We start from the raw sequence: 24,516 nt of genomic DNA, 5'->3' as shown, positions 1-24,516 counted from the left end.
CTCAGTTCTCGTAGATATGGTCAGCGACCCAATCGGCGCCAAAGTAGCCCGCGGCACCGAAGATAATGCCGCCTACCAAACCAGTAGCGATCAACCCTGGGCCTGTTTCCACGCCCAATGCCGCTCCCGCTAAACCTCCAACCTTGAAGCCCGCCCATGCAGCGCCCCAACCACCGGCCTGGCGTACCAGCTCGGCGCTGATTGGCTTGGCACTCCCAACCCGAATGGACTCCTGAGTGGCAGTTGTAAGGTCATAGGCTGTCAAAGCGATTCCCAGAACCTGTACAACACGGGCCGTCCGCACGAGCCCCTGTGTGGCGCTCAATGAGTTGGGGGTGAACACGGCGCTAGCCGGAACTCTTTTCCCTTCGATCAATACTTCTTTGTCAATGTCGCGAACATAGGACGCTATCTGGTCGATACGTTTCGCCAGATGGGGATGCTGTGCCTTGTACTGCGCCAGGTCTCGCAGAATCTCGTCCGTGGTTACCAGGCGAGCCCCAGCCTGCTGGATCTTCTGCACATCGATGAAAATGCTGCGTCCCTCAAAACGGGGAGAACCTTCCGGAAAGATAGAGCTGGTCGAAATGAACGACGACTGGTTCTTGCCCATCACATGCTCTGCAACGCTTACGGAGGAGCCAGGGCTTTTAGGTATTAGCCCGTAACGTTCGGGATGGGTTTCCGAAAGCATTTGCAGAGGAGAAAGCTGCATGTTTGATAGATAGGGGCTTTTGCTCGACGCGTAGATCTTTCGCACGAGAAAGCCATCTCTTCCAGGCTCTTCGACGATCACGAAGAAAAATGCACGTGCCGGCATCAGATATCCTGGCAAGTCCTGCAACGAACCAGCTTGTTGGCTCGTTTCCGCTGTGCACTGGAACTGGCTCATGCCTGCCCCCACAATTCCAACGCATGCACACCCACTGAAACTTGGAGCTCTTGTTTACCAGCGGTGAAGATGCGAGGCGTTTTTCCGGACTCGTCAGTGAACCCTTTGTAAATACGTCCTTCCGCATCACGAATATGATAGGGAACGCTCGCCAGAGGTTCTCCAGAGTCACTGAGAACACGGAACTGCTCGTCAAAGGCCCCCGTTATTGCTAACGGTGATATCCCAGAAAACGCCGCCCCACCCCCACTAGTGCCAATCAAAACAGTCCCAGACCCTGCCACCACCACATTGCCATGGCTGCCCACCGAGCCGAGTACCGCCGCCGGCTTGCCATTGATCAGTACGGTGGGAATCACCGCGCTGGCCATGGCGCCGCCGCAGGCGGAGGGGTCGCCCATGCGGGCGGCCGGCAGGCTGTCGAAGAGCACGTCGGGGGAGCCGGCGGCGATCGGGTTGGTGCCGTGGCCGGGAATCGGGCAGGCGGTGGGATCGCTGAGGCGGGCGGCGGGTTTACCGGACATGGGCGCTCCTTAATTGACCTTGACCTGTCCGCTGCCATCCAGGCGCGCGGAGAAACTGACTTGGCGTTTGCTGCCGTCCACTTCCAGCAGGCCTTCGATGGCGAAGGCCAGGCTGAGTGGGTCGTGGTCGCGGGGCAGGGAAATCACCCGCACCTGGTGCAAACGGGGTTCGTACGCTTCGATAAAGCGTTCGATGGCGATACGCGCCTGTTGCAGCGAGTCGTGCAGCGACAGGCGCATATCGTTCAAATCGGGCAACCCGTAGTCGGGCAGCGTTTGCACGCTGCCCGCCCGGGTGCTGAGCATCTTGGCCAGGTGGGTTGCCACCGACGCCATCACGGCGACCTCGCGGTCCCAGCCAGCACGCTGCTTGGCTTCGCCGCCGAGGCGTTCGAACAGGCTTCCGTACCCGGCCACGGCTGCTTACTCCTTGTCCAGCTTGCCGACCAAGGACAGGGTGAAATCGGCACCCATGTACTTGAAGTGCGGGCGCACGTTGAGGCTGACGCGGTACCAGCCCGGCTCACCTTCCACGTCGCTGACGATCACCTGGGCGGCGCGCAGCGGGCGACGGCTACGGACTTCGGAGCTGGGGTTTTCCTGGTCGGCGACGAACTGGCGGATCCACTTGTTGAGTTCCAGTTCGAGGTCGGTGCGCTCTTTCCAGGCGCCGATCTGCTCGCGCTGCAGCACTTTCAGGTAGTGGGCCAGGCGGTTGATGATGAACATGTAGGGCAGCTGGGTGCCGAGCTTGTAGTTCAGTTCGGCGGTCTTGCCTTCTTCGCTGATGCCGAAGAACTTGGGCTTCTGCGCCGAATTGGCGGAGAAGAACGCGGCGTTGTCGCTGCCCTTGCGCATGGTCAGGGCGATAAAGCCTTCTTCGGCCAGCTCGTATTCACGACGGTCGGAGACCAGCACTTCGGTGGGGATCTTGGTCTCGATCTCGCCCATGCTTTCGAAGTGGTGCAGCGGCAGGTCTTCCACCGCGCCACCGCTCTGCGGGCCGATGATATTCGGGCACCAGCGGAACTTGGCGAAGCTGTCGGTCAGGCGGCTGGCGAAGGTGTAGGCGGTGTTGCCCCACAGGTAGTGCTCGTGGCTGCCGGCGACGTTTTCCTTGTAGACGAAGCTCTTCACCGGGTTGTCTTCCGGGTCGTAGGGGTTGCGCAGCAGGAAGCGCGGCACGGTCAGGCCGACGTAGCGGGCGTCTTCCTGCTCGCGGAAGCTCTGCCATTTGGCGAACTGCGGGCCTTCGAAGTGATCCTTCAGGTCCTTCAGGTCCGGCAGGCCGGTAAAGCTTTCCAGGCCGAAGAACTTCGGCCCGGCGGCGGCGATAAAGGGCGCGTGGGACATGCTGGCGACACTGGAGACGTACTGCAGGGTCTTGATGTCCGGGGCGCTGGGGTCGAAGAAGTAGTTGGCGATCAGGGCGCCGACCGGCTGGCCACCGAACTGGCCGTACTCGGCGGTGTAGATGTGCTTGTACAGGCCGGACTGGTTGATTTCCGGGCTGTCTTCGAAGTCGTCAAGCAGATCCTGCTTGGAGGCGTTGAGGATCTCCAGCTTGATGTTCTCGCGGAAGTTGGTGCGATCGACCAGCAGCTTGAGGCCGCGCCAGGAGGATTCCAGGGCCTGGAACTCGGGGTTGTGGAGGATCTCGTCCATCTGCCGGCTGAGCTTGGCGTCGATCTCCGCGATCATGCGGTCGACCATGGCCTTCTTCACCGGCTCGCCGTCGTTCTGCGGCTTGAGCAGCTCTTCGATAAAGGCCGACACGCCGCGCTTGGCGATGTCATAGGCTTCGTCGTCCGGGGTCAGCTTGGTTTCGGCGATGATGCGGTCGAGGATGCCGAGGTCGGCGGCGCTGTGGCTGCTTTCAACTGCTGCACTGGTGCTCATGAATTAGCTTCCTTGTTAATGGGTTCAGGAGTTCAGCTGGGTGTGCGCGGCCAGGCCCAGTTCGCCGAGCACGCGGTCACGCGAGTCGTCGTCGGAGAGCACGCTTTCGATCGCCTTGCGGAAGGCCGGGGCGTTGCCCAGCGGGCCTTTGAGGGCGACCAGGGCGTCGCGCAGTTCCATCAGCTTCTTCAGCTCCGGGACCTGCTCGACCAGGTTGGCCGGGTTGAAGTCCTTCATGGAATTGATCTTCAGCTCCACGGCCAGCTCGTCATCGCTCGGCTCGTCCTGCAGACGATTGGGCACGCCGAAGGTCAGGCTCAGCTCCTGCTTGGCCAGCACTTCATCGAAGCTGTTCTTGTCGATGCTGATGGGCTTGCGGTCTTCGATCTTGCGCTCGTCGGCGCGCTGGGTGAAATCGCCGAGCACCATGAGTTTCAGGGGCAGTTCGATCTCTTCCTGGGCACCGCCGGTGGCGGGTTTGAAGGTGACGTTGATGCGTTCCTTGGGGGCTACCGAGCCTTCTTTGGCCATGGTTGTTCTCCTTTGCGTTGATGGCCCGGGGGCCTTGGGGCGTGTTCAGGGCAGGCGACGAGGCGTCATCTGGCCTGAGCGCGCCTAGTCCAGCACCACCTCAAGATCGAGGTGGCACAACCTGCGGTAGATCTCATCCTTGTGTTCACGCACCGCATGGTTTTGCGGCAGCAGTTCGCAGCAGCTGTGCAGCATGCGCAGCACGTCGAGGGCGAGATCGGGTTCCCAGTCGCCTAGGCCGGTGGCCTGCAGCGTCTGATCCAGCGATTCCAGTTGGGTCTTGGCCAGTTCGTACTTCTTCGCGCTGTAGCACAGCCGCGCCAGGGTCAGTTGCCAGAAGAAGCGTTCGCGGCCGCCGCGCGCCTTGGCCAGGCCGAGCTTGAGTTGCTGCACGGCGGATTTCAGGCCGTCCTTGCGTAGCTTGGGCAGCACCTGCTGCAGCGCCTCTTCCCAGGGCGGGGTGGCGCCCTGCTCGCTGGCTGCGGGCTTCTTCTCGGTTTCCGGGGTCTGCAGATGGGGCAGCACATGGGAGCTGAGCCAGGCGCGGGTCTGGGCATCGGCGAAGGGGCTGCCGTCGTGGAAGCGCAGCTCTTCCAGGCCGCTCATGCGCTGCATAAACAGCGCCAGCTGGATTTCCACTTCGCGCATGGCTTGCTCGGCGTCCAGCTCCTGCAGGCACTGCCAGACCAGATGCTGGCCGTCGAGCCAGAAGGGGGCGCGGGCGATGCTGGCTTCCAGATCCACCAGCAGGTCGGCGTATTGGCCGTTGAGGTAGCGCTCCTGGTAGCTGGCCAGCTTGTCCGCCGGCAGCCCGCGCAGGGCGGTGATCTGTTCGGCGTTGCGCTCCGGCAGGCTGTCGATGGGCAGCCACAGCAGGGTGCGGGCCAGGCGCAGGGCGCGCAGGTCGCTGGCCTTCTGCTTGAGCCAGTAGGCGCACAGCGGTCGCGACTGATCCTGCAGGCTGCGTAGGCTCTTGTGCGCGTCCTTCTCGTTGTCGATGGGCGCGCCGGGGGTGAGGATCTGGCTGGCGGCCTGCTTGACCTGGGCAATGGCCGCACTGACGGAGCCGGGTTCCGGCTGGCCCTGGCTGGCGCGCTTGACCAGTTCATCCAGGCGCCGGCACAGCGGCAGCAGCAGCGGTGCGTCTTCGCCCAGGTGCTCGGCCAGGCAGCCTTCCAGGGCGCGCAATTGCTCGGCCAGGCTGCGGAACAGGGCCAGTTGCTCGCCAATCGGCACATGCTCGGCCAGGGCCTGCTCCAGGCGCGGGATCAGCCAGCTGATGGCGGCGGCGCGGGTACGGGGTTTGCGGGGGTGCAGCTCGGCCCAGTGATTCAGGCACAGGTAGTGCAACAGGCTGAAACCGGCCTGCAGACCGGGGAAGGATTCGCGCTGGTACAGGCCCCAGATCAGCCAGGCGGCGACGCGCAGATCCTTGGAATGGGCGCTGAGGAGGGTCTCGCTGTGTTCGCGAACCTTCTGCCAGTCGATACCGCCGGTTTCGTGCAGGGCAGTGGCTTTGCTCAGCTCGTTTTCCAGCACTTCATATTCGCTGGAATAACGCACATCACTGCCGGCAAAGTTCCCTTCATTAATAGGAAGTTTGGCCAGCTGCAAATAATGGGCAGTGAGTTTGCTTGAATAGGTCATTCCATGACTCTGATTATTGGCGCAAATAAATTGGCGAGCTTGGGGCCGCTTATTTATCCGTGGCGCCCGTCCTGTAACATTCAAGTGCGCAACTTTTTGCGCACTTGAATGTGCAACAAATTGCGCATATCCCTTGTGAGGTGGGCATCCTAGCGGCATGAGGGAGGGTGGGCAACCGCTGAAAGTGTGAAATATGTATCAGGGATACATATTGATCTAATAATGTTTGGGACGATTGTTCTGATTTGTTTTTGCGAACTGGAGCACAAGTAATATGGGGCGGGAGATATGTAGGTAATCAAGTTTTGTAGTTGTAGGAAATAACTTACTGGCAATTTAGTGGCGCGTCACATTAATTGTGCGGTGATGGCACTTTAGTGTGACGCGCTCCTGTGTCAGGTGGCCCGATATATGTCAGGGCCTGGCGATAAGTCCGCTGGCCGCTCAGGCCTTGAGCGTCTCGCTGCTCAGGCTCAGCTCCAGGCGATGCTGCTCGCCCGGCGCCAGCAGTCGTATGTCGTCCAGCACGTTGGCGTGCTCGATACAGAGCATGCCTTGCCAGGCGTCACTGGCGAATTGGCTCAGGCGCTGGCTCTTGTCGATCCAGGGGTTCCAGAGCACTGCCGAGCGCGTGCCGCTGCTGTGCAGGCGGATGCGTCGCTGCCAGGCCGGGTCGAGGATGTCGAGCCGGGCCGGAGTGTCCAGGTAGATGCGGTCGGTTTCACCGGCAAAGGTCAGTTCGCCCTGCTGTTGCAGGCGTTGCCAGTCCTGCAGGGTGTCGATATAGGGGCAGCCGTCGAGGCCCGCGATCCGGACCTGGCGGATATCGCTGACGGCGAAGTAGCTGTGCAGCGCCTGGCTGATGGCCAGGGAGTCACGGCCCAGGTTGTGGCTGTCGAGCGCCAGGCTCAGCTGTTGATCCAGGCGGATGCTCAGACGCAGTTCCGCGGCATGGGGCCAGCCGGGTAGCGGCTGGGTGCGCGTGTCGAAGGCGAACGTCAGGCTGACCGCGCCGTCCTGGCTGTCGATGCCCAGCAGCTGCCAGTCCAGATCCCGCACCAGGCCATGGAAGGGCGCTGGACTGTCGCCCTGGTACTGCTGCTGCACCGCGAGCGGGTTGCGCCGCAGGTCGCCGAACCAGGGCCAGCAGATCGGCACCCCGCCGCGCACACCCTGACCGCGCTGGTAGGCGGCCTGGGGGCTGAGCCAGATCAGCGGCTGCTCGCCATCGCGCTGGTAGCTGAGAATCTGCGCGCCCTGCTGCGCCAGCAGCAGCTCGGCCCTGGCGGTGCGTACCCGCCAGCAGGTCAGTTGATCGAGTTCCAGCCGCTCTACCTGGGGCTGTTGCATGGCTGTGTTCCTTATCCGGTCGTATCAATAAAGTGTGAACCGCCACCCCGGCAAAGGCCAGGTGTAATGACCTGGCGCATTGTTGCGTGGGCCCCGCTGACCTAGGCTGAAAGCGAATCGAGGAGGGCGGGATGAACAAAGGCTGGATCGCATTACCCCTGTTGCTGAGCCTGGGCGCTGCCTTCTGGTGGTGGAATCGGCCGCAGCCGCTCGAAGTGGCTCTGCTCGCTGTCGAGCGCGGGGCGGTGGAAAGCCTGGTGGCCAATACCCGCGCCGGGACCCTCAAGGCCTGCCGGCGTACTCATCTGTCGTTCAACCAGGGCGGGCGGGTGGAGCAGCGCCTGGTTGAAGAGGGGCAGCGGGTGGCGGCCGGCGAGGTGCTGATGCGTCTGCGCCAGGATGAATTGCAGGCTCGGGTCGAGGAGGTGCAGGCGCGCCTCCAGGGCCTGGCCAATCAGCGTGAGCAGCGTTGCCTGCAGGCTGATCTGGAGCAGCGCGATCATCAGCGCCTGGCCAGCCTGCAGGCGCGCCAGCTGGTGGCCGAGGATCGGGTCGACCAGAGTGCCACCCGTGCCCGTCTGGCCCGGCTGGCCTGCAGCGCCAGCGCCACGGCCATGCGTGAGGCCGAGGCCAACCTGGCCTTGCAGCGCGCCCTGCTGGACCAGGCCACCCTGCGCGCGCCCTTCGCCGGCATAGTGGCCGAGATCAATGGCGAAGTCGGCGAGTTCGTCACCCCCTCGCCGCCGGGCATTCCGACCCCGCCGGCGGTGGATCTGATCGACGACAGCTGCCTGTATGTCGAGGCGCCCATCGATGAGGTGGACGCCGCCCGGGTACAGCCCGGCATGCCGGTGCGCATCAGTCTGGATGCCTTTCGCGGCCAGCACTTTGCCGGTCAGGTGCGGCGTATTGCCCCCTTTGTCCGCGACCTGGAGCGCCAGGCGCGTACCGCCGATGTGGAGGTGCGCTTCGAGCCGACGCCGACTGAGGTGGCGCTGCTGACCGGCTACAGCGCCGATGTGGAGATTCTCCTGCAGCAGCGCGCCGACACCCTGCGCATCCCCACCGAGAGCCTGCTGGAAGGCGGCCGGGTGCTGCGCTACGACCCGGTCGCCGGGGTGCTGCGCGAGGTGCAGCTGACCCTCGGCCTGGCCAACTGGCGCTGGACCGAGGTGCTGGCAGGCCTGAGTGAAGGCGACCGCATTCTCGCCAGCCTGGAGCAGGACGGCCTGGGCGACGGCGTGGCGGTGCGCCCTGCGCAGGCGCCCGCGCCATGATCCGCCTGCGTGGCGTCAGCCGCTGCTTTGTCCTCGGCGATCAGCAGGTCAAGGGTCTGGACGAGGTGAGCCTTGAGGTGGCCAAGGGTGAGTACCTGGCGGTGATGGGCCCGTCCGGCTCCGGCAAGTCGACCCTGCTGAATATCCTCGGCCTGCTCGACGCCCCGGATGCCGGCGAGTACTGGCTGGCGGGCGAGGCCACGGCCAGCCTGGACGAGAATCGCCGGGCGCAGTTGCGCAGCCAGCATATCGGCTTTGTATTCCAGTCCTACCACCTGATTCCGCGTCTGACCGCCCTGGAGAATATCGAGTTGCCGATGCTCCTGGCCGGCATCGAGCCGGCCGAACGCCAGCGCCGCAGTGCGCGCCTGGTGGAGCGGTTGAATCTGGGCGACAGGGTCAAACACCGCCCGGCCGAGCTGTCCGGTGGCCAGCGCCAGCGGGTGGCCATTGCCCGCGCCATGGTCATGCAGCCGGCGCTGCTGCTGGCCGACGAGCCCACCGGCAACCTCGACAGCCACTCCGGGGCCGAGGTGGTGGCGCTGCTGGAGGAGCTGAATGGCGAGGGTCTGACCCTGCTGGTGGTGACCCACGATGCCGCCCTTGGCGCCCGCGCCCGCCGCTGTTTGCGCATGCGTGACGGGCGCATTATCGAGGATGTGCAGCAGGGCCCCGGCGATGCGCGGCGCTGACGGCCTGGGCCTGATGCTTGGCGCCCTGGCCGGGCACCGTTCGCGCAGCCTGATGCTGCTGCTGGCCATGGCCATCGGCGTGGTGGCGGTCAACCTGCTTACCGGCCTCGCCGAAGGCGCGCGGCAGTTCGTCATCGGCGAGTTCGCCATGCTCGGGCGCAACACCCTGATCGTGCTGCCCGGGCGCAAGGAAACCACCGGCGGTATGCCGCCGATCACCGGTCTGGCCACCCGCGACCTGACCCTGGGCGATGCCGAAGCCATCGGCCGCCTGCCCAGTGTGCGGCGGGTGGCGCCGTTGCAGGCCGGACAGCTGGAGGTGAATGTCGGCAACCGGGTGCGCGAGGCCTTTACCCTGGGCACCAGCCATGAATTCTTCGCCATCCGCCAGCTCAGTGTCGGCCAGGGCCAGGCGCTGCCGCCCTTGCCGCTGGATCAGGCCGAGGCGGTCTGCGTGATCGGCGCGGCGCTCAGGCGTGAGCTGTTCGGCACGGGACCGGCCCTGGGCCAGTGGCTGCGCGCCGGCGACCGGCGCTTCCGGGTGGTGGGCATCCTCAGTGAGCGCGGCGAATCCTTAGGCATGGATTTCGGCGAGATGCTGATCATTCCGGTGGCCAGCGCCCAGGTGTTGTTCAACCGCGAAGGGCTGTTCCGGGTGTTTGCCGAAGTGCGCGGCCCGCAGTTTCTGGACAGCGGCAAGCGGCAGATCCTCGCCACCATCACGGCCCGCCACGAGGGCAAGGAGGACGTCACCCTGATCAGCCAGGACAGCATGCTGGCTGCCTTCGACGGCATTCTCGGCGCCCTTGGCCTGGCCCTGGCCGGTATCGCCGCCATCAGCCTGCTGGTGGCCGGCATCCTGATCATGAACGTGACCTGGATCGCGGTGAACCAGCGCACCGCCGAGATCGGCCTGCTCAAGGCCCTGGGCGCGCGGCCGGCGCAGGTGCGCCTGCTGTTCGTCGGCGAAGCCGCGCTGCTGGCCCTGGCCGGCGGGCTGATCGGCCTGGGCCTGAGCGAGGCGCTGCTGTGGCTGGGGCGCCAGCTGTGGGAAATTCCGCTGCAGACGCCGCTGTGGGCGCGCCTCGGTTCACTGCTGTTGGCCATGCTGGCGGCGCTGCTGTTTGCCTGGCTGCCGGCCAACCAGGCGGCGCGCCTGGAACCCCTGGCGGCCCTGCGCCCACCGGGAGCGCGGGCATGAGAAGTCATGGTACGCACGGCGCACCCTACGGGTTGGGCGCGTTATCCGGGGTAGGGGGCGCCGTGCGCACCGAACAGGCGGTGCGGCCATGATGCGCTGGCAGGATGGTCTGCGCCTGTGCCTCGGCACCCTGACCAGCCGGCCGCTGCGCAGCCTGCTGACTCTGCTCGGGGTGGCCATCGGCATCGCCGCGGTGGCGCTGCTCACCGCCATGGGCGAGGGCCTGCGCCTGTATGTGCTGGACAACTTCTCCCAGTTTGGCACCCGCATCATCGCCATCCACCCGGGCAAGACCCAGACCGGCGGCCTGGGCGGCATCCTCAGCAGCGTGCGGCCGCTGACAGTCAGCGATGCCGAGAGCCTGCGCCGCCTGCCCCATGTGCAGGCGGTGGTGCCGATTATCCAAGGCAGCGGCGATATCCAGTACGGTGTGCGCAGCCGGCGCACCGAGGTGATCGGCGGCGGTTATCAGCTGGCCGAGGCCTGGGGCTTTCGCCTGGCCCTGGGGCAGTTTCTGCCGGCGGCCCGCGACGGCCGCTCGCCGCCCCAGGTGGTGCTCGGGCACAAGCTGCGCCACGAGCTGTTCGGCAGCACCAACCCCCTGGGCGAGCTGGTGCGGGTCGGTGGCATGCGCTTTCGGGTGGTGGGGGTGATCGAGGAAAAGGGTCAGCTGCTCGGCTTCGACCTGGACGATATCGCCTATATCCCGGTGGACTGGGCGCAGAGCCTGTTCAACCGCGAGGGGCTGATGGAGATCAACCTGATGTTCACGGCTGGCACCAGCTCCCAGGCCCTCAGCGCGCGCATTCGCCAGACCCTGATCGAGCGCCATGGCCGCGAGGATTTCAGCCTGACCACCCAGGACGACATGCTCGCCAGCCTGGATCGCATCCTCGGCACCCTGACCATCGCCATCGCCGCCCTGGGCGGCATCAGCCTGCTGGTGGGGGCGGTGGGCATCCTCACCATCATGACCACCACGGTCGGTGAGCGCACGGCGGAGATTGGCCTGTTGCGCGCCATTGGCGCCACGCCGCGGCAGGTGCTGGGCCTGTTCCTGACCGAGGCGGCATTGCTGTCCCTGGCCGGCGGGGTGCTGGGCCTGCTGCTGATGGGGTTGTTGCTGGTGGCGCTGCTGCTGGCCCTGCCGGGGCTGCCGCTAAGCCTGGCGCCGGGTTTTCTGCTGTTGTCCCTGCTGTTCTCGGCGCTGATCGGCCTGCTCGCCGGCATTGCCCCGGCGCGCCGCGCTGCGCAGTTGCACCCGGTGGATGCGCTGCGTAGCGAGTAGGGTCACTGCGTAGGGTGCGCCGCGCGCACCGAGGCACACACGGCTTGCCGGTGCGCACGGCGCACCCTACGGGATCAGGCGGCTGCCGGCCTTACTTGCCGTACACCTGCTCCGGCAGCCAGGTAATCAGCCCCGGGAACTGGTAGGCAATTACCAGCAGCAGCAACTGGATCAGGATAAAGGGCAGCACACCCTTATAGATGGTGCTTGTGGGCACCGATGCCGGTGTGACCCCGCGCAGGTAGAACAGGGCGAAGCCGAACGGCGGGGTGAGGAAGGAGGTCTGCAGGTTCAGCGCGATCATCACCCCCAGCCAGATCGGGTCCAGGCCCATGGCCAGCAGTACCGGGCCGACAATCGGCACCACCACGAAGGTGATCTCGATAAAGTCGAGGATAAAGCCCAGCAGGAAGATCACCAGCATCACCAGGAAGAAGGCGCCGAGCACGCCGCCGGGCAACTGGGCGAACACCTCCTCGATCATGTGCTCGCCGCCGAAACCACGGAACACCAGGGAGAACAGCGAGGCGCCGATCAGGATCATAAAGACCATGGCGCTGATGCTGGTGGTGCCGTAGGCCACCTCGCGCAGCTGGCCAAGGTTCAGCTTGCCCTTGTAGGCGGCCAGCAGCATGGCGCCCAGGGCGCCGAGGGCAGCTGCCTCGGTGGGGGTGGCGTAGCCGGCCAGGATCGAGCCCAGCACCGCGCCAATCAGCAGCAACGGCGGTACCAGGGCGTTGATCAGCTTGCCCCATTCGATCGGGCCCAGCTCCTCTTGCGGCAGGGCCGGTAGCTTCTTCGGCTGGAAGATCGCCACGGCGATGATATAGGCGATATACAGGCCCACCAGCAGCAGGCCCGGCAGCAGCGCACCGACGAACAGGTCGCCCACCGACACGGTCTTGGGCGAGAAGATGCCCATCTTCAATTGCGCCTGCTGGTAGGCGCTGGACATCACGTCGCCCAGCAGCACCAGGACGATGGACGGCGGGATGATCTGCCCCAGGGTGCCGGTGGCGGCCAGGGTGCCGGTGGAGATGGCCGGGTCATAACCACGGCGCAGCATGGTCGGCAGGGCCAGCAGGCCCATGGTCACCACGGTGGCGCCAACGATACCTGTGCTGGCGGCGAGCAGCGCGCCGACCACACAGACCGAGATGGCCAGGCCGCCGCGCAGGGTACCGAACAGCCGTGACATGGACTCCAGCAGGTCTTCGGCGACCCGGGATTTCTCCAGCATCACGCCCATAAACACGAACAACGGCACCGCCAGCATGGTCTGGTTGTTCATGATGCCGAACATGCGGTTGGGCAGGGCGCTGAGGTAGCCGCCGTCGAAGGTGCCAGTGAGCACACCGATGCCGGCGAACAGCAAGGACACCCCACCCAGGGTAAAGGCCACCGGATAACCGGCCATCAGGGCCGCGCAGATGCTGATAAACAGCAGGATTGCCATCAACTCAACCATGTTTCACCTCCGGCGCAGGCAGGCGGCCGGCGATGATATAGAGCGCCCGGGTCAGATTGGCCAGGCCCTGCAGGACCAGGCTGATCACCAGCAGCAGGATGATGCTTTTCTGCAGGTAGACGAACTTCAGCCCACCCGACTCGCTGGAGCCTTCCAGGGTCGACCAAGCGTTGCTCACGTAGTCCCAGCTGGCCCAGCCGAGGAACAGGCACATGGGCAGCAGGAACAGCAGGTTACCGAGCAGCTCCACCAGGGCCTGGCGACGGCCGCTGAACTTCTGGAAGAAGATGTCCACGCGCACATGGCCGTTGGTCTGCAGGACCCAGGCAGCGGCGCCCATAAACACCAGGGCGTGGGCATAGAGCACGGCTTCCTGCAGGGCGGTGGCGCCGATGCCGAAGCCGTAGCGCAGCACCACCACCACCGAGGTGCCGAGTACCAGGAACAGGGTCAGCCAGGCGCAGCACTTGCCCAACAGGGCATTGAGCGTGTCGATCAGCTGGGCGAGCGCAAGGGGGAGAGGCGTTTTCGCGGACATTGGCAGTCCTTGTGGTTATGGGTGGCTGGAGCAGGCAGGCCGGCGATTCTAGGCAGGCCCGGGTTTATCCGGCAATGCAACTACAACTTTAGTCGCATGAACTAGGCTTGAGGGTCACTTACCCCTATGTTAGACATGCCCGGTCAGGTCGTAGCGATCCTCTGGTCTGACCACTACAACAATAAGGAGCCTCACATGAAGCGTCGTCAAATTCTCGCAGCGGCCGGTGTTGGCCTGGCTGCCAGCGCCCTGGCCGCCTGCAAACAGGAAGCCGATAGCAGCGCCAAGCCTCAGGAGGCAACCCCTGCGCAGACCTTCAACTGGAAGATGGTCACCTCCTGGCCGAAGAATTTCCCTGGTGTTGGCGTCGGTGCCGAGCGTTTCGCCAAGCTGGTCGAGGAGATGAGCAACGGCCGCCTGAAGATCAAGGTGTATGCCGCTGGCGAACTGGTCCCGGCCCTGGAGGTATTCGACGCGGTATCGCGCGGCACTGCCGAGATGGGCCACGGCGCGCCCTATTACTGGAAGGGCAAGGTGCCGGCGGCACAGTTCTTCTGTGCCCTGCCGTTCGGCCCCAATGCCCAGGAAATGAACGCCTGGCTGCACCGCGGCGGCGGCATCGAACTGTGGGAGGAGGTGTACAAGCCCTTCGGCGTCCTGCCCATGGCCTGCGGCTCCACCGGTGTGCAGACCGCCGGCTGGTTCAACAAGGAAATCAACAGCGTTGAAGACTTCCAGGGCCTGAAGATGCGCACCCCGGGCCTGGGCGGCGAAGTGCTGACCAAGATGGGCGGCACCGTGGTCAATATGCCGGCCGGCGAGATCTTCACCGCCATGCAGACCGGCGCCATCGACGCCACCGAGTGGATTGGCCCTTACAACGACCTGGCCCTGGGCCTGCACAAGGCCGCCAAGTACTACTACACCCCGGGCTGGCAGGAGCCCAGCGTGCTGTTCGAGCTGGACGTCAATATCAAGGCCTGGGAAACCCTGCCGGCCGATCTGCAGGCCATCGTCCGCGCCGCCGCCCGCGATGTGAACGGCGACATGCTGGATGACTACAACGCCAAGAACATGGAAGCCCTGGAGCAGCTCAAGGCCGATGGTGTGGAAGTCCGTCGTCTGCCGGACGAGGTGCTGGCCAAGCTCAAGGAAGTGGCCGCCGAAGTGGTCGACGCCAGCGCCGCCGCCGATCCGGTGGCGAGCAAGGTGTGGGCGCAGCAGAAGGCCTATCTGCAGCGCCTGTTCGACTATGCCGAAGCGAATGAGAAGGATATCTACAATATCCGCGGCTGATTGCCCCGCCACCCCCGAACGCCGGCCTTGAGCCGGCGTTTTTTATGGCCCGATCCTCGCGCTGCCGCCCCGGCCATCACGCGCCACTCAGCTTGCGGGCATCTCGGTGAATGAACTCCTGCCGCGCCCCGGCTGTCTGTCAGCTGTCGGCCCCTTGGGGTGTCTGGCCTGGCCATTGGCCATGCTCAAGCGCCATTGCCGCCTGCTTGTGCGGCTGTTCAAGGCATTCGCCTGGCCGACGCTGATCGCCCCCATTCGAGGGTTTTGTCCTACTGCCATGTGAAGATTGCCCTATGTCCCTATCCCATCCGTTCCCCTTGCGCGTTTCCCCTCTGGTGCGCCGCACCTGGCTATGCGCCGGCCTGCTGCTGGTCGGCAACGCTGTCCATGCCGAACAGGCGCCCGGTAATCAGCGCTGGGTCAGCGATAGCCTGAATACCTACGTGCGCAGCGGGCCCACCGATGGCTACCGTATCGTCGGCACCCTGGTGTCCGGGCAGAAGGTCGAACTGCTGCGTAGCCAGGGCGATTACAGCCAGGTGCGCAGCGAGAACGGCAATGCCGTGTGGATTCCCAGTCGTGACCTGCAGGAGGTGCCCGGCCAGGCCGAACGCTTGCCGCAACTGGAGCAGAAGGTGGCCGAGCTCAGCGCCGAACTGGCCGGCATTAATGACAGCTGGAAGGCCCGTGTGCAGGGCATGGAGGAAACCCTGGAGGCGCGCAAGGCGCTGGTCGAGGAAACCCAGGCGGCCCGTGCGGCCCTGGACAGCGAGCTGAGCCAGGCCCGCGCCGAGCTGCGCGAGCTGCAGGCACAGTTGGGTGAAGAGAACCAGCAGGTGCTGATGCGCTATATGGTCTACGGCGGCAGCATCGCCGGCGCCGGGCTGTTTGCCGGGCTGATTCTGCCGACCTTGCTGCGGGTGCGACGCAAGCGCAACGATCAGTGGGTCTGATGAACCGACCGGCAGGCTGCGCCGTGCATCCTGCCGACAGCCTTAGCGGCGTGCCGGTACCGGGCGGGTACGGCCGCTGCCGTCGATGGCGACGAAGACGAATACCGCCTCGGTGACCTTGCGCCATTCACTGGACAGCGGGTCGTCGCTCCACACCTCCACCAGCATCTGGATCGAGCTGCGTCCCACTTCCACCGTCTGGGTGTAGAAGGACAGCTGCGCACCCACCGCCACCGGCACCAGAAAGGCCATGCGGTCGATGGCCACGGTGGCCACCCGGCCGCCGGCCACCTTGCTGGCCATGGCGGTGCCGGCCAGGTCCATCTGCGACACCAGCCAGCCGCCGTAGATATCGCCGAAACCATTGGTCTCGCGGGGCAGGGCGGTGATCTGCAGAGCCAGATCGCCTTGCGGGATGGGGTCTTCCTGTTCGAAATCGTGCATCGGATAGGCTCGCGGTGCGGTTGTTGTTATTGGCGCTGGCCCGCAGGGTCACGGGGTTTGCGAGTATAGCGACTGAACAGTCGCAGGGCGACCATGGCAATAGGCTGGCAGGCGGGGGCAATCTTTGCTGCGGTCATCTAATTGTCATATTGGTTTCATAGAGTCGTCACGTGGCCTAAAGATACTTGGCCCCGTTCAATCCAACACTGTTCTGCTTAGGAGTAAGGCATGAAACTCAAGCGTTTGATGGCGGCCATGACTTTTGTCGCCGCTGGCGTCGCTACCGCCACTGCGGTTGCTGCTGTCGATCCGGCTCTGCCGAGCTACGAGAAAACTTCCGGTGTATCGGGCAACCTGTCCAGCGTCGGTTCCGATTCTCTGGCCAACCTGATGACTCTGTGGGCTGAAGAGTTCAAGAAGGAATACCCGAGCGTCAACATCCAGATTCAGGCCGCCGGTTCCTCCACCGCGCCACCCGCCATGACCGAAGGCACCGCCAACATGGGCCCGATGAGCCGTCCGATGAAGGACAGCGAAATCCAGGCCTTCGAAGAAAAGTATGGCTACAAGCCGACCGCCGTACCGGTTGCGATCGACTCCCTGGCTGTATTCGTGCACAAGGACAACCCGATCAAGAGCCTGTCCATCGAGCAGGTTGACGCCATCTTCTCCAGCACCCGCCTGTGCGGTGGCGAGAAGGACATCACCACCTGGGGTGACGTCGGTCTGACCGGCGAGTGGGCTGCCAAGCCGCTACAGCTGTTCGGCCGCAACTCGGTATCCGGCACCTACGGTTACTTCAAGGAAGAAGCCCTGTGCAAAGGTGACTTCAAGGCCAACGTCAACGAGCAGCCGGGTTCGGCCTCGGTGGTGCAGTCCATCTCCAGCACCCTGAACGCCATCGGTTACTCGGGCATCGGCTACAAGACCTCCAGCGTCCGTGCCGTACCCCTGTCCAAGAAGGGCGGTGAGGCCTTCGAGGCCAACGAAGAGAACGCCCTGGCCGGCAAGTTCCCCCTGGCGCGCTTCTTCTACGTCTACGTGAACAAGGCACCGAACCAGGCCCTGAGCCCGCTGGACGCCGAATTCGTCAAGCTGATGCTGTCCCGTCAGGGCCAGGAAGTTGTGATGAAGGATGGCTACATCCCGCTGCCGGCCAAAGTGGCCGAGAAAGCCCTGAAGGATCTGGGCCTGTAAGGCTCAAGGCACAGGCAGGGATGCCAAGGATCCACCTTGTGCGGCGCCGCTAAGCGCCGCCGCACAGGCCCAGGATCCTAATGCCAGGACCGCGCCCGCCCTCTTCGGAGTGGTGGGCGTTGTCATGTCAAACGCTTGTAATCTTTCTGTCATACAAGCCCGTTAGATTGGCAACCCTGAGCAGCCGTACGCGCTGCAACTGTAGGTCGCGCAGAGACTTCCTCGCATGAATGACTTGGCTAAAGAACAGCTCAACGGTCCGAAAAACCCCCTGGGGCTGGACTTCAACACCCCGGCGCTGCAGCGCAAGCGGCGCATGCGCGCTTTTAAGGATCGTCTGGCCAACTGGTATGTGTCCATTGGCGGTCTGGCCGTGCTGGGCGCCATCACCCTGATCTTCTTCTACCTGGCCCATGTCGTGCTGCCGCTGTTTCAGGGCGCCGATATCGAGTCGCGCAAGGCCCAGCAGCCGGCCTGGCTGGCCGAGGCGGCCGCGCCGCTGATGCTGGCCATGGAGGAACAGAATCAGGTGGCCATGCGCCTGGCGGCTGACGGTGTGGTGCAGTTCTTCGACGTCCGCAGTGGCGAGGCCATGCAGGCGGTCAATCTGCCACTGCCGGAAGGCGTGGCCATCCGCTCGCTCAGTGAAGACCAGCCGGGTACCCGTCGTGTCGCCCTGGGCCTGGACAACGGCCAGGTGCTGGTGCTGCAGCACAGCTACAAGGTGACCTACCCGGACAATGTGCGCACCATCGCGCCGCTGATCGAGTACCCCTACGGCGAAGCGCCGATCACTCTCGATCCCCAGGGCCGCGCCCTGGAGCATGTGGCCATCAACCTCAACAGCGGCAGCCTGATGCTGGCCGGTGCCACTGGCGCCGAGCTGCACCTGCTGAGCCTCAGCCGTGAAGAGAACCTGTTCACCGGCGAGGTGACCCTGAGCGAGGAGCGCATTCAGCTGCCCCAGGTTTCCGATGCCATTCACAGCCTGCTGCTGGATCCGCGCCAGCTGTGGCTGTACGCGATCAATGGGCAGTCCACCGCGGATGTCTTCGACCTGCGCAAGCGCAACCTCAATGGTCGCTACGAGCTGCTCAAAGACAGCAGCAACCGCATCACCACCGTGACCAGCCTGCTGGGCGGTATCTCCATCATGTTCGGTGACGCCAAGGGCGGCATCCAGCAGTGGTTTATGGTGCGTGGCAACGAGGGCACGCCGACCTTCCAGAAGGTCCGCAGCTTCCAGCTCGGCGATGCCTCGGTGACCCAGATCCTCCCCGAGGAGCGGCGCAAGGGCTTTATGGCCCTGGATGCCGAGGGGCAGCTGGGCGTGTTCCACAGCACCGCGCAGCGCACCCTGCTCAAGCAGCAGGTGGCCGAGGGCGCCAGCCTGGCGGGCCTGTCGCCGCGTGCCACCCGTGTACTGGTGGAGCACGAGGGCAGCCTGCAGCGCTATGTGATCGACAACCCGCACCCGGAAGTATCCTGGAGCGCGCTGTGGGGCAAGGTCTGGTACGAGAGCTATCAGGAACCGGACTATGTCTGGCAGTCCACCTCGGCCAACACCGACTTCGAACCCAAACTGAGCCTCTCGCCGCTGGCCTTCGGTACTCTCAAGGCAGCGTTCTACGCCATGCTGTTGGCCGCGCCGCTGGCCGTGGCGGCCGCCATCTACACCGCCTACTTTATGGCGCCGCGCATGCGCACCAAGGTCAAGCCGGTGATCGAGCTGATGGAGGCGCTGCCGACGGTGATCCTCGGCTTCTTCGCCGGCCTGTTCCTCGCGCCCTTCCTAGAGAACCACCTGCCCGGCATCTTCAGCCTGTTGATCCTGACGCCCATAGGAATTCTGCTGACCGGCTTCCTGTGGACCAAGCTGCCGGCCAGCATCCGCCACCGCGTGCCGGAAGGCTGGGAATCGGCGCTGCTGATTCCGGTGATCCTGGTGGTCGGCTGGATTTCCTTCGGGCTGAGCGGTCATGTGGAGAACGCCCTGTTCGACGGCAATATGCGCCAGTGGCTGACCAATGACCTGGGTATCCCGTTCGACCAGCGCAACGCCCTGGTGGTTGGCCTGGCCATGGGGTTTGCGGTGATTCCGAACATCTACTCGATCGCCGAAGACGCCGTGTTCAGCGTGCCCAAGAGCCTGACCTTCGGCTCCCTGGCCCTGGGTGCCACGCCCTGGCAGACCCTGACCCGGGTGGTGATTCTCACCGCCAGCCCGGGCATCTTCTCGGCGCTGATGATCGGCATGGGCCGCGCCGTGGGCGAGACCATGATCGTGCTGATGGCCACCGGTAATACGCCGATCATGGACATCAACATCTTCGAAGGCATGCGCACCCTGGCGGCCAACGTGGCGGTGGAAATGCCCGAATCGGAAGTGGGTGGTACCCACTACCGGGTGCTGTTCCTCGCCGCGCTGGTGCTGCTGATGTTCACCTTTGTGATGAACACCCTGGCGGAAGTGATTCGCCAGCGTCTGCGCACCAAGTATTCGAGCCTGTAAAACATGCCTGCGTAGCAGGCCAACTGATGCCCCTCTCCCGCATGCGGGGGAGGGTGCCCGAAGGGCGGGAGGGGGTAGCGTGACAGCCACGAACCCTCTCCCCCGGCCCTTCTCCCGCAAGCGGGAGAGGGGAGGAAAGAATGATTTCATTCAAGGTGTGATGCCGTGAAACAGAACAACCTGAAATCCTGGTACAAGAGCGGCGCTCCGGGCGTGTGGATGAGCGGTGGCGCAGTGGCCATCGCCATCATCATGACCATCGGTCTGCTGCTGGTGATCGCCAGCCGTGGCCTGGGCCACTTCTGGCCGGCCGATGTGGTCGAAGCCGATTACAGCATCCCCGGGCAGGCGCCCAAGGTGATGGCCGGCGAGATCACCCAGACCGAGGAAGTGCCGCGGGCGCGCCTGGCGGCCAGCGGTCTGCCGGTGGCCGAAGAGGGCGGCGAGTTTATGACCCGCCAGTTGCTCAAGGTGGGTAACCGCGAGCTGTTCGGCGCCGACTTCAGCTGGGTGATTGGCGAGTGGCTGAGCAACCCGCGCACGCCCGCCGAGCTGATGGTGGTGGAGCGCCGCGAGTGGGGCAACATGTATGGCTACCTGATCAACGTCAAGGAAAACGGTCAAGTGGTCGCCGAGGGCGAGGCCGCCTGGGACGAGCTGCAGAAGCGCATCGAGCGGGTTGAGCAGCTGCATGCCCAGCTGGCGCGCCTGGAGAAGAAGGACATCGGCCGGATCAACCACGGCATGGAGCGCATCCGTCTGGAAGGGCGCAAGCTGGAGCTGCAGGGCAAGCTGGATGCAACCGCCCAGGCCGCCCTGGACGCGCGCCGCGCCGTGCTGGATGCCGACTACAAGGTGCTGGAAGCGCAGATCGTCGAGCTCTATCAGCAGTTCAACCGCGACAGCATGACCGTGCGCGTCAGCGATGGCCGCGAAAGCAATATCGTCCTGGGCAAGGTGGTGCGCGCCTTCCGCCCCAATGCCATGGGCCCGCTGGACAAGGTCGGCTTCTACGGCATCAAGCTGTGGGAGTTCGTCAGCGACGAGCCGCGCGAGGCCAACACCGAGGGCGGCATCTTCCCGGCCATCTTCGGCACCGTGCTGATGGTGATGCTGATGGCCGTGCTGGTCACCCCCTTCGGTGTGATCGCCGCCGTGTATCTGCGCGAATACGCCAAGCAGGGGCCGCTGACCCGGGTGATCCGCATTGCGGTGAACAACCTGGCCGGTGTGCCCTCGATCGTCTATGGCGTGTTCGGCCTGGGCTTCTTCGTCTATGTGCTGGGCGGCTCGATCGACAGCCTGTTCTTCCCTGAAGCGGCGCCGGCGCCGACCTTCGGTACCCCGGGCCTGATGTGGGCCTCGCTGACCCTGGCCATCCTCACCCTGCCGGTGGTGATCGTTGCCACCGAGGAAGGCCTGGCGCGGATTCCCCGTGCGGTGCGCGAAGGCTCCCTGGCCCTCGGCGCAACCAAGGCCGAGACGCTGTGGAAGGTGGTGATCCCGATGGCCAGCCCGGCCATGATGACCGGCCTGATCCTCGCCGTGGCCCGTGCCGCCGGTGAGGTGGCACCGCTGATGCTGGTGGGCGTGGTCAAGCTGGCGCCGTCCCTGCCGCTGAACGGCAACTACCCTTATCTGCACCTGGATCAGAAGATCATGCACCTGGGCTTTCATATCTACGACGTCGGCTTCCAGAGCCCCAACGTCGAAGCTGCGCGGCCGCTGGTGTACGCCACGGCGCTGCTGCTGGTGATCGTGATTGCCACCCTGAATTTCAGTGCGGTGTATATCCGCAACCACCTGCGCGAAAAGTACAAGGCGCTGGATCACTAATTCTGCTGCAGGCGGCACGCTGCAGGCATCAGGCGAGAGCCGGCCTGCAACCTGCAGCTTGAAGCCTATAGCCTCCGAAGGAGACTGTTATGCAACATGAAACCCATACCCACGGTATCGATATGGCGGCCCTGGGCCGTGACAAGCAGAGCCTCAATCTGGCCGCCGAGACCACGGCGATCGAGGTGCCGGGCCTGGATCTGTTCTACGGCGAGAAGCAGGCGCTGTTCGACGTCAAGCTGAACATCCCCAAGCAGCGCGTGACCGCCTTTATCGGCCCGTCGGGTTGCGGCAAGTCGACCCTGCTACGCACCTTCAACCGCATGAATGATCTGGTCGACGGCTGCCGCGTGCAGGGCGAGATTCGCATCGACGGCCGCGATATCTACCGCAAGGGCGAAGACGTGGCCGAGCTGCGCCGCCGCGTGGGCATGGTGTTCCAGAAGCCCAACCCCTTCCCCAAGAGCATCTACGAGAACGTGGTGTATGGCCTGCGTATCCAGGGCATCAACCAGAAGCGCGTGCTGGATGAGGCCGTGGAGTGGGCGCTGAAGAGCGCGGCGCTGTGGGATGAAGTGAAAGACCGCCTGCACGACTCGGCCCTGGGCCTGTCCGGCGGCCAGCAGCAGCGTCTGGTGATCGCCCGTACCGTGGCGGTACAGCCGGAAGTGCTGCTACTCGACGAACCCTGCTCGGCCCTGGACCCGATCTCCACCCTCAAGGTGGAAGAGCTGATCTACGAGCTGAAGTCCAAGTACACCATCGTTATCGTTACCCACAACATGCAGCAGGCAGCGCGGGTGTCGGATTACACGGCGTTTATGTACATGGGCAAGATGATCGAGTACGGCGATACCGACACCCTGTTCACCAACCCGGCCAAGAAGCAGACCGAGGATTACATCACCGGTCGTTACGGCTGATGGCCATGTCAGAGTGCGCTGGACTGCGTCGGCGGAACTTGCCGTACTACTTGTACTGTCTGCGTTCCGCCTCCTTGCCCAGCACCCTCTGCCAAAGCCCATCCACCTGACAAATTAGTAGGGTGCGCTGTGCGCACCATGGCCATCCAAGCCGGCAGCCTTTGCGGAGCGAACCATGATCAACAAAGAAAACCTTACCCAGCATATTTCCCAGCAATTCAACGTCGAGCTGGAAGAGGTGCGCAGCCACCTGCTGGCCATGGGCGGCCTGGTGGAGAAGCAGGTCAACGATGCGGTCACCGCGCTGATCGACGCCGACTCGGGCCTGGCCCAGCAGGTGCGCGAGGTCGATGACCAGATCAACCAGATGGAAAGCAATATCGACGAGGAATGCGTGCGCATCCTCGCCCGCCGCCAGCCGGCCGCCTCCGACCTGCGCCTGATCATCAGCATCTCCAAGTCGGTGATCGACCTGGAGCGTATCGGTGACGAAGCCACCAAGATTGCCAAGCGCGCGATCCTGCTGTGCGAGGAAGGCGAGTCGCCACGGGGCTATGTCGAGGTGCGGCATATCGGCGATCAGGTGCGCAAGATGGTGCAGGAGTCGCTGGATGCCTTCGCCCGTTTCGATGCCGACCTGGCCCTGTCGGTGGCCCAGTACGACAAGACCGTGGACCGCGAATACAAGACCGCCCTGCGCGAGCTGGTCACCTACATGATGGAAGACCCGCGCTCCATCTCCCGGGTGCTCAACGTGATCTGGGCCCTGCGCTCGCTGGAGCGCATCGGCGACCACGCGCGCAATATCGCCGAACTGGTGATCTATCTGGTGCGCGGTACCGATGTGAAGCACATGGGCCTGGCCCGTATGCAGGAAGAAGTGCAGGGCGGCAACCGCAACTGAGAGCTGTGCCACCAGGCTGACCGATAAAGGGCGGTATTTCGGTTGGCCTTTGGCCAGCAGGCACGACTATGCTTAAGGCCATTACAACAGGAGTGGCCGATGAGCAAAGTCAACGTACTGGTGGTGGACGACGCGACCTTTATCCGTGATCTGGTGAAGAAGGGCCTGCGTGACCACTTTCCCGGCGTGCAGATCGAGGAAGCCGTCAATGGGCGTAAGGCCCAGCAGCTGCTCGGTCGCCAGAACATCGACCTGATCCTCTGTGACTGGGAAATGCCGGAAATGTCCGGCCTGGAGCTGCTCAGCTGGTGCCGCGAGCAGGACAACCTGAAAACCATCCCCTTTATCATGGTCACCAGCCGCGGTGACAAGGACAACGTGGTGCAGGCCATTCAGGCCGGCGTGTCCGACTTTATCGGTAAGCCCTTCTCCAACGAACAACTGGTGACCAAGGTCAAAAAGGCCCTGAGCCGCGCCGGCAAACTGCAGGCGCTGATGACCGGCCACGGGCCGAAGATGCTCAGCACGGGCCTGGCCAATGACTCGCTGTCGGCCCTGACCGGCGGCAAACCGGCCGAGGTGGCCAAGCCCAAGCCGGCCGCCGCCGCGCCGGTGGCTGCCGCCGCCTTTGCCGCCCAGCCGGCGGCCAAGGCGGCCAGTGCGCCGAGCGGGCGCGGCCAGGGCCAGTTGCGTCTGCCCAGCGGCAGCATGGCCTGCGTGATCAAGGCCCTGAGCCTCAAGGAGGCGCTGCTGGTGGTCAAGCGCAGCGAACAGCTGCCCCAGGTGCTGGAAAGCGCGGTGCTCGATCTGGAGCAGGGCGAAGCGGCGGAAACCGCCCGGCTCAATGGCTACCTGCATGCGGTGGCGGCACTGGAGCCCAAGCCGGATAGCGAATGGCTGCAGCTGACCTTCAAGTTCGTCGACCGTGACCCGCAAAAGCTCGACTACCTGTCGCGGCTGATCGCCCGGGGTACGGCGCAGAAGCATTTCAGCCCCGGCGCCTGACAGCTAGCTGTAGGGTGGATGTCGTTTTTTACATCCACCCTGTGCCATTGATGGTGCACTCCGTAGGGTGGGAAAACGCTGCGCTGTTTCCCACCCTACAGGGGTCATTGAGTGTCTGGGTGGAACAGGCCCAAGGTTG

22 protein-coding genes are annotated in these 24,516 nt (G+C 64.3%); 12 read left to right on the top strand and 10 right to left on the bottom strand.

What is annotated here, in order from left to right:
- Window position 1 precedes the first annotated feature (1 nt).
- The 7 genes from GJV18_RS01345 to GJV18_RS01315 all read right to left on the bottom strand — a co-directional run bounded on the left by GJV18_RS01345 (window position 2) and on the right by GJV18_RS01315 (window position 6,843).
- Complete coding sequence (locus GJV18_RS01345) at window positions 2-892, bottom strand: glycine zipper family protein (RefSeq protein ID WP_160342927.1); 891 nt, start codon at window positions 890-892, stop codon at window positions 2-4.
- On the bottom strand, window positions 889-1,416 hold the full coding sequence (locus tag GJV18_RS01340) for a PAAR domain-containing protein (RefSeq protein ID WP_160342926.1): 528 nt from the start codon (window positions 1,414-1,416) through the stop codon (window positions 889-891). Before GJV18_RS01340 ends, GJV18_RS01345 begins: the two co-directional genes overlap by 4 nt.
- A 9-nt stretch (window positions 1,417-1,425) precedes the next feature.
- Window positions 1,426-1,833, bottom strand: coding sequence for a type VI secretion system baseplate subunit TssE (gene tssE, locus GJV18_RS01335; RefSeq protein WP_160342925.1), 408 nt, complete (start codon window positions 1,831-1,833; stop codon window positions 1,426-1,428).
- A 6-nt stretch (window positions 1,834-1,839) separates the two neighbouring features.
- Window positions 1,840-3,315 (bottom strand): type VI secretion system contractile sheath large subunit, encoded by a 1,476-nt coding sequence (tssC, locus tag GJV18_RS01330; RefSeq protein ID WP_160342924.1) that lies wholly within the window; start codon window positions 3,313-3,315, stop codon window positions 1,840-1,842.
- A 24-nt stretch (window positions 3,316-3,339) separates the two neighbouring features.
- On the bottom strand, window positions 3,340-3,846 hold the full coding sequence (tssB, locus tag GJV18_RS01325) for a type VI secretion system contractile sheath small subunit (RefSeq protein ID WP_160342923.1): 507 nt from the start codon (window positions 3,844-3,846) through the stop codon (window positions 3,340-3,342).
- 84 nt (window positions 3,847-3,930) lie between these two features.
- Complete coding sequence (tssA, locus tag GJV18_RS01320; RefSeq protein WP_160342922.1) at window positions 3,931-5,493, bottom strand: type VI secretion system protein TssA; 1,563 nt, start codon at window positions 5,491-5,493, stop codon at window positions 3,931-3,933.
- Between the two features lie 444 nt (window positions 5,494-5,937).
- Window positions 5,938-6,843, bottom strand: coding sequence for a D-hexose-6-phosphate mutarotase (locus GJV18_RS01315; protein ID WP_160342921.1), 906 nt, complete (start codon window positions 6,841-6,843; stop codon window positions 5,938-5,940).
- A gap of 131 nt (window positions 6,844-6,974) precedes the next feature.
- Between GJV18_RS01315 and GJV18_RS01310 the strand changes: the two genes are divergently transcribed.
- The 4 genes from GJV18_RS01310 to GJV18_RS01295 all read left to right on the top strand — a co-directional run bounded on the left by GJV18_RS01310 (window position 6,975) and on the right by GJV18_RS01295 (window position 11,301).
- Window positions 6,975-8,120: an efflux RND transporter periplasmic adaptor subunit gene (locus GJV18_RS01310; RefSeq protein ID WP_160342920.1), complete on the top strand. Its 1,146-nt coding sequence runs from the start codon at window positions 6,975-6,977 to the stop codon at window positions 8,118-8,120.
- Window positions 8,117-8,812: an ABC transporter ATP-binding protein gene (locus GJV18_RS01305; protein WP_160342919.1), complete on the top strand. Its 696-nt coding sequence runs from the start codon at window positions 8,117-8,119 to the stop codon at window positions 8,810-8,812. Before GJV18_RS01310 ends, GJV18_RS01305 begins: the two co-directional genes overlap by 4 nt.
- Window positions 8,799-10,013, top strand: a complete 1,215-nt coding sequence (locus tag GJV18_RS01300) for an ABC transporter permease (RefSeq protein WP_160342918.1) — start codon at window positions 8,799-8,801, stop codon at window positions 10,011-10,013. The genes GJV18_RS01305 and GJV18_RS01300 overlap by 14 nt, the downstream gene beginning before the upstream one ends.
- Before the next feature lie 91 nt (window positions 10,014-10,104).
- Window positions 10,105-11,301 (top strand): ABC transporter permease, encoded by a 1,197-nt coding sequence (locus tag GJV18_RS01295; protein ID WP_160345919.1) that lies wholly within the window; start codon window positions 10,105-10,107, stop codon window positions 11,299-11,301.
- Window positions 11,302-11,392: 91 nt separating this feature from the next.
- Here the strand turns inward: GJV18_RS01295 and GJV18_RS01290 are convergent, their stop codons facing one another.
- Both GJV18_RS01290 and GJV18_RS01285 read right to left on the bottom strand, forming a co-directional pair.
- Window positions 11,393-12,769: a TRAP transporter large permease gene (locus GJV18_RS01290; protein WP_160342917.1), complete on the bottom strand. Its 1,377-nt coding sequence runs from the start codon at window positions 12,767-12,769 to the stop codon at window positions 11,393-11,395.
- Window positions 12,762-13,307, bottom strand: coding sequence for a TRAP transporter small permease subunit (locus GJV18_RS01285; protein ID WP_160342916.1), 546 nt, complete (start codon window positions 13,305-13,307; stop codon window positions 12,762-12,764). Before GJV18_RS01285 ends, GJV18_RS01290 begins: the two co-directional genes overlap by 8 nt.
- Before the next feature lie 195 nt (window positions 13,308-13,502).
- Between GJV18_RS01285 and GJV18_RS01280 the strand changes: the two genes are divergently transcribed.
- On the top strand, window positions 13,503-14,603 hold the full coding sequence (locus tag GJV18_RS01280; RefSeq protein ID WP_160342915.1) for a TRAP transporter substrate-binding protein: 1,101 nt from the start codon (window positions 13,503-13,505) through the stop codon (window positions 14,601-14,603).
- A gap of 293 nt (window positions 14,604-14,896) precedes the next feature.
- A complete protein-coding gene (locus tag GJV18_RS01275; protein WP_160342914.1) occupies window positions 14,897-15,556 on the top strand; it encodes a TIGR04211 family SH3 domain-containing protein in 660 nt (219 codons plus the stop codon).
- A gap of 42 nt (window positions 15,557-15,598) precedes the next feature.
- On the opposite strand, the gene GJV18_RS01270 is transcribed toward GJV18_RS01275, so the two are convergent.
- Window positions 15,599-16,000, bottom strand: coding sequence for an acyl-CoA thioesterase (locus GJV18_RS01270; protein WP_160342913.1), 402 nt, complete (start codon window positions 15,998-16,000; stop codon window positions 15,599-15,601).
- 228 nt (window positions 16,001-16,228) lie between these two features.
- On the opposite strand from GJV18_RS01270, the gene GJV18_RS01265 reads away from it, so the two are divergent.
- The 6 genes from GJV18_RS01265 (at window position 16,229) to GJV18_RS01240 (ending at window position 24,377) form a co-directional block, all read left to right on the top strand.
- The gene (locus GJV18_RS01265) at window positions 16,229-17,197 is read left to right on the top strand and encodes a PstS family phosphate ABC transporter substrate-binding protein (protein WP_160342912.1); all 969 of its coding nucleotides are present in this window, start codon (window positions 16,229-16,231) and stop codon (window positions 17,195-17,197) included.
- A 226-nt stretch (window positions 17,198-17,423) separates the two neighbouring features.
- A complete protein-coding gene (locus GJV18_RS01260; RefSeq protein ID WP_160342911.1) occupies window positions 17,424-19,709 on the top strand; it encodes an ABC transporter permease subunit in 2,286 nt (761 codons plus the stop codon).
- 219 nt (window positions 19,710-19,928) lie between these two features.
- Window positions 19,929-21,545 carry a phosphate ABC transporter permease PstA gene (gene pstA, locus GJV18_RS01255; RefSeq protein WP_160345917.1) on the top strand — a complete coding sequence of 539 codons (1,617 nt, stop codon included), beginning with the start codon at window positions 19,929-19,931 and terminating at the stop codon, window positions 21,543-21,545.
- Window positions 21,546-21,634: 89 nt separating this feature from the next.
- On the top strand, window positions 21,635-22,468 hold the full coding sequence (pstB, locus tag GJV18_RS01250; RefSeq protein ID WP_160342910.1) for a phosphate ABC transporter ATP-binding protein PstB: 834 nt from the start codon (window positions 21,635-21,637) through the stop codon (window positions 22,466-22,468).
- Between the two features lie 175 nt (window positions 22,469-22,643).
- Window positions 22,644-23,372 (top strand): phosphate signaling complex protein PhoU, encoded by a 729-nt coding sequence (phoU, locus tag GJV18_RS01245; RefSeq protein ID WP_160342909.1) that lies wholly within the window; start codon window positions 22,644-22,646, stop codon window positions 23,370-23,372.
- Between the two features lie 99 nt (window positions 23,373-23,471).
- Complete coding sequence (locus tag GJV18_RS01240) at window positions 23,472-24,377, top strand: response regulator (RefSeq protein ID WP_160342908.1); 906 nt, start codon at window positions 23,472-23,474, stop codon at window positions 24,375-24,377.
- Window positions 24,378-24,516 lie beyond the last annotated feature (139 nt).

The organism is Pseudomonas xionganensis, assembly GCF_009763245.1.
In the GTDB taxonomy this organism is placed as follows: Bacteria; Pseudomonadota; Gammaproteobacteria; order Pseudomonadales; family Pseudomonadaceae; genus Aquipseudomonas; species Aquipseudomonas xionganensis.
Note: the sequence above shows the minus strand (reverse complement) of the source record. Positions and strands in the feature narration are given on the sequence as shown.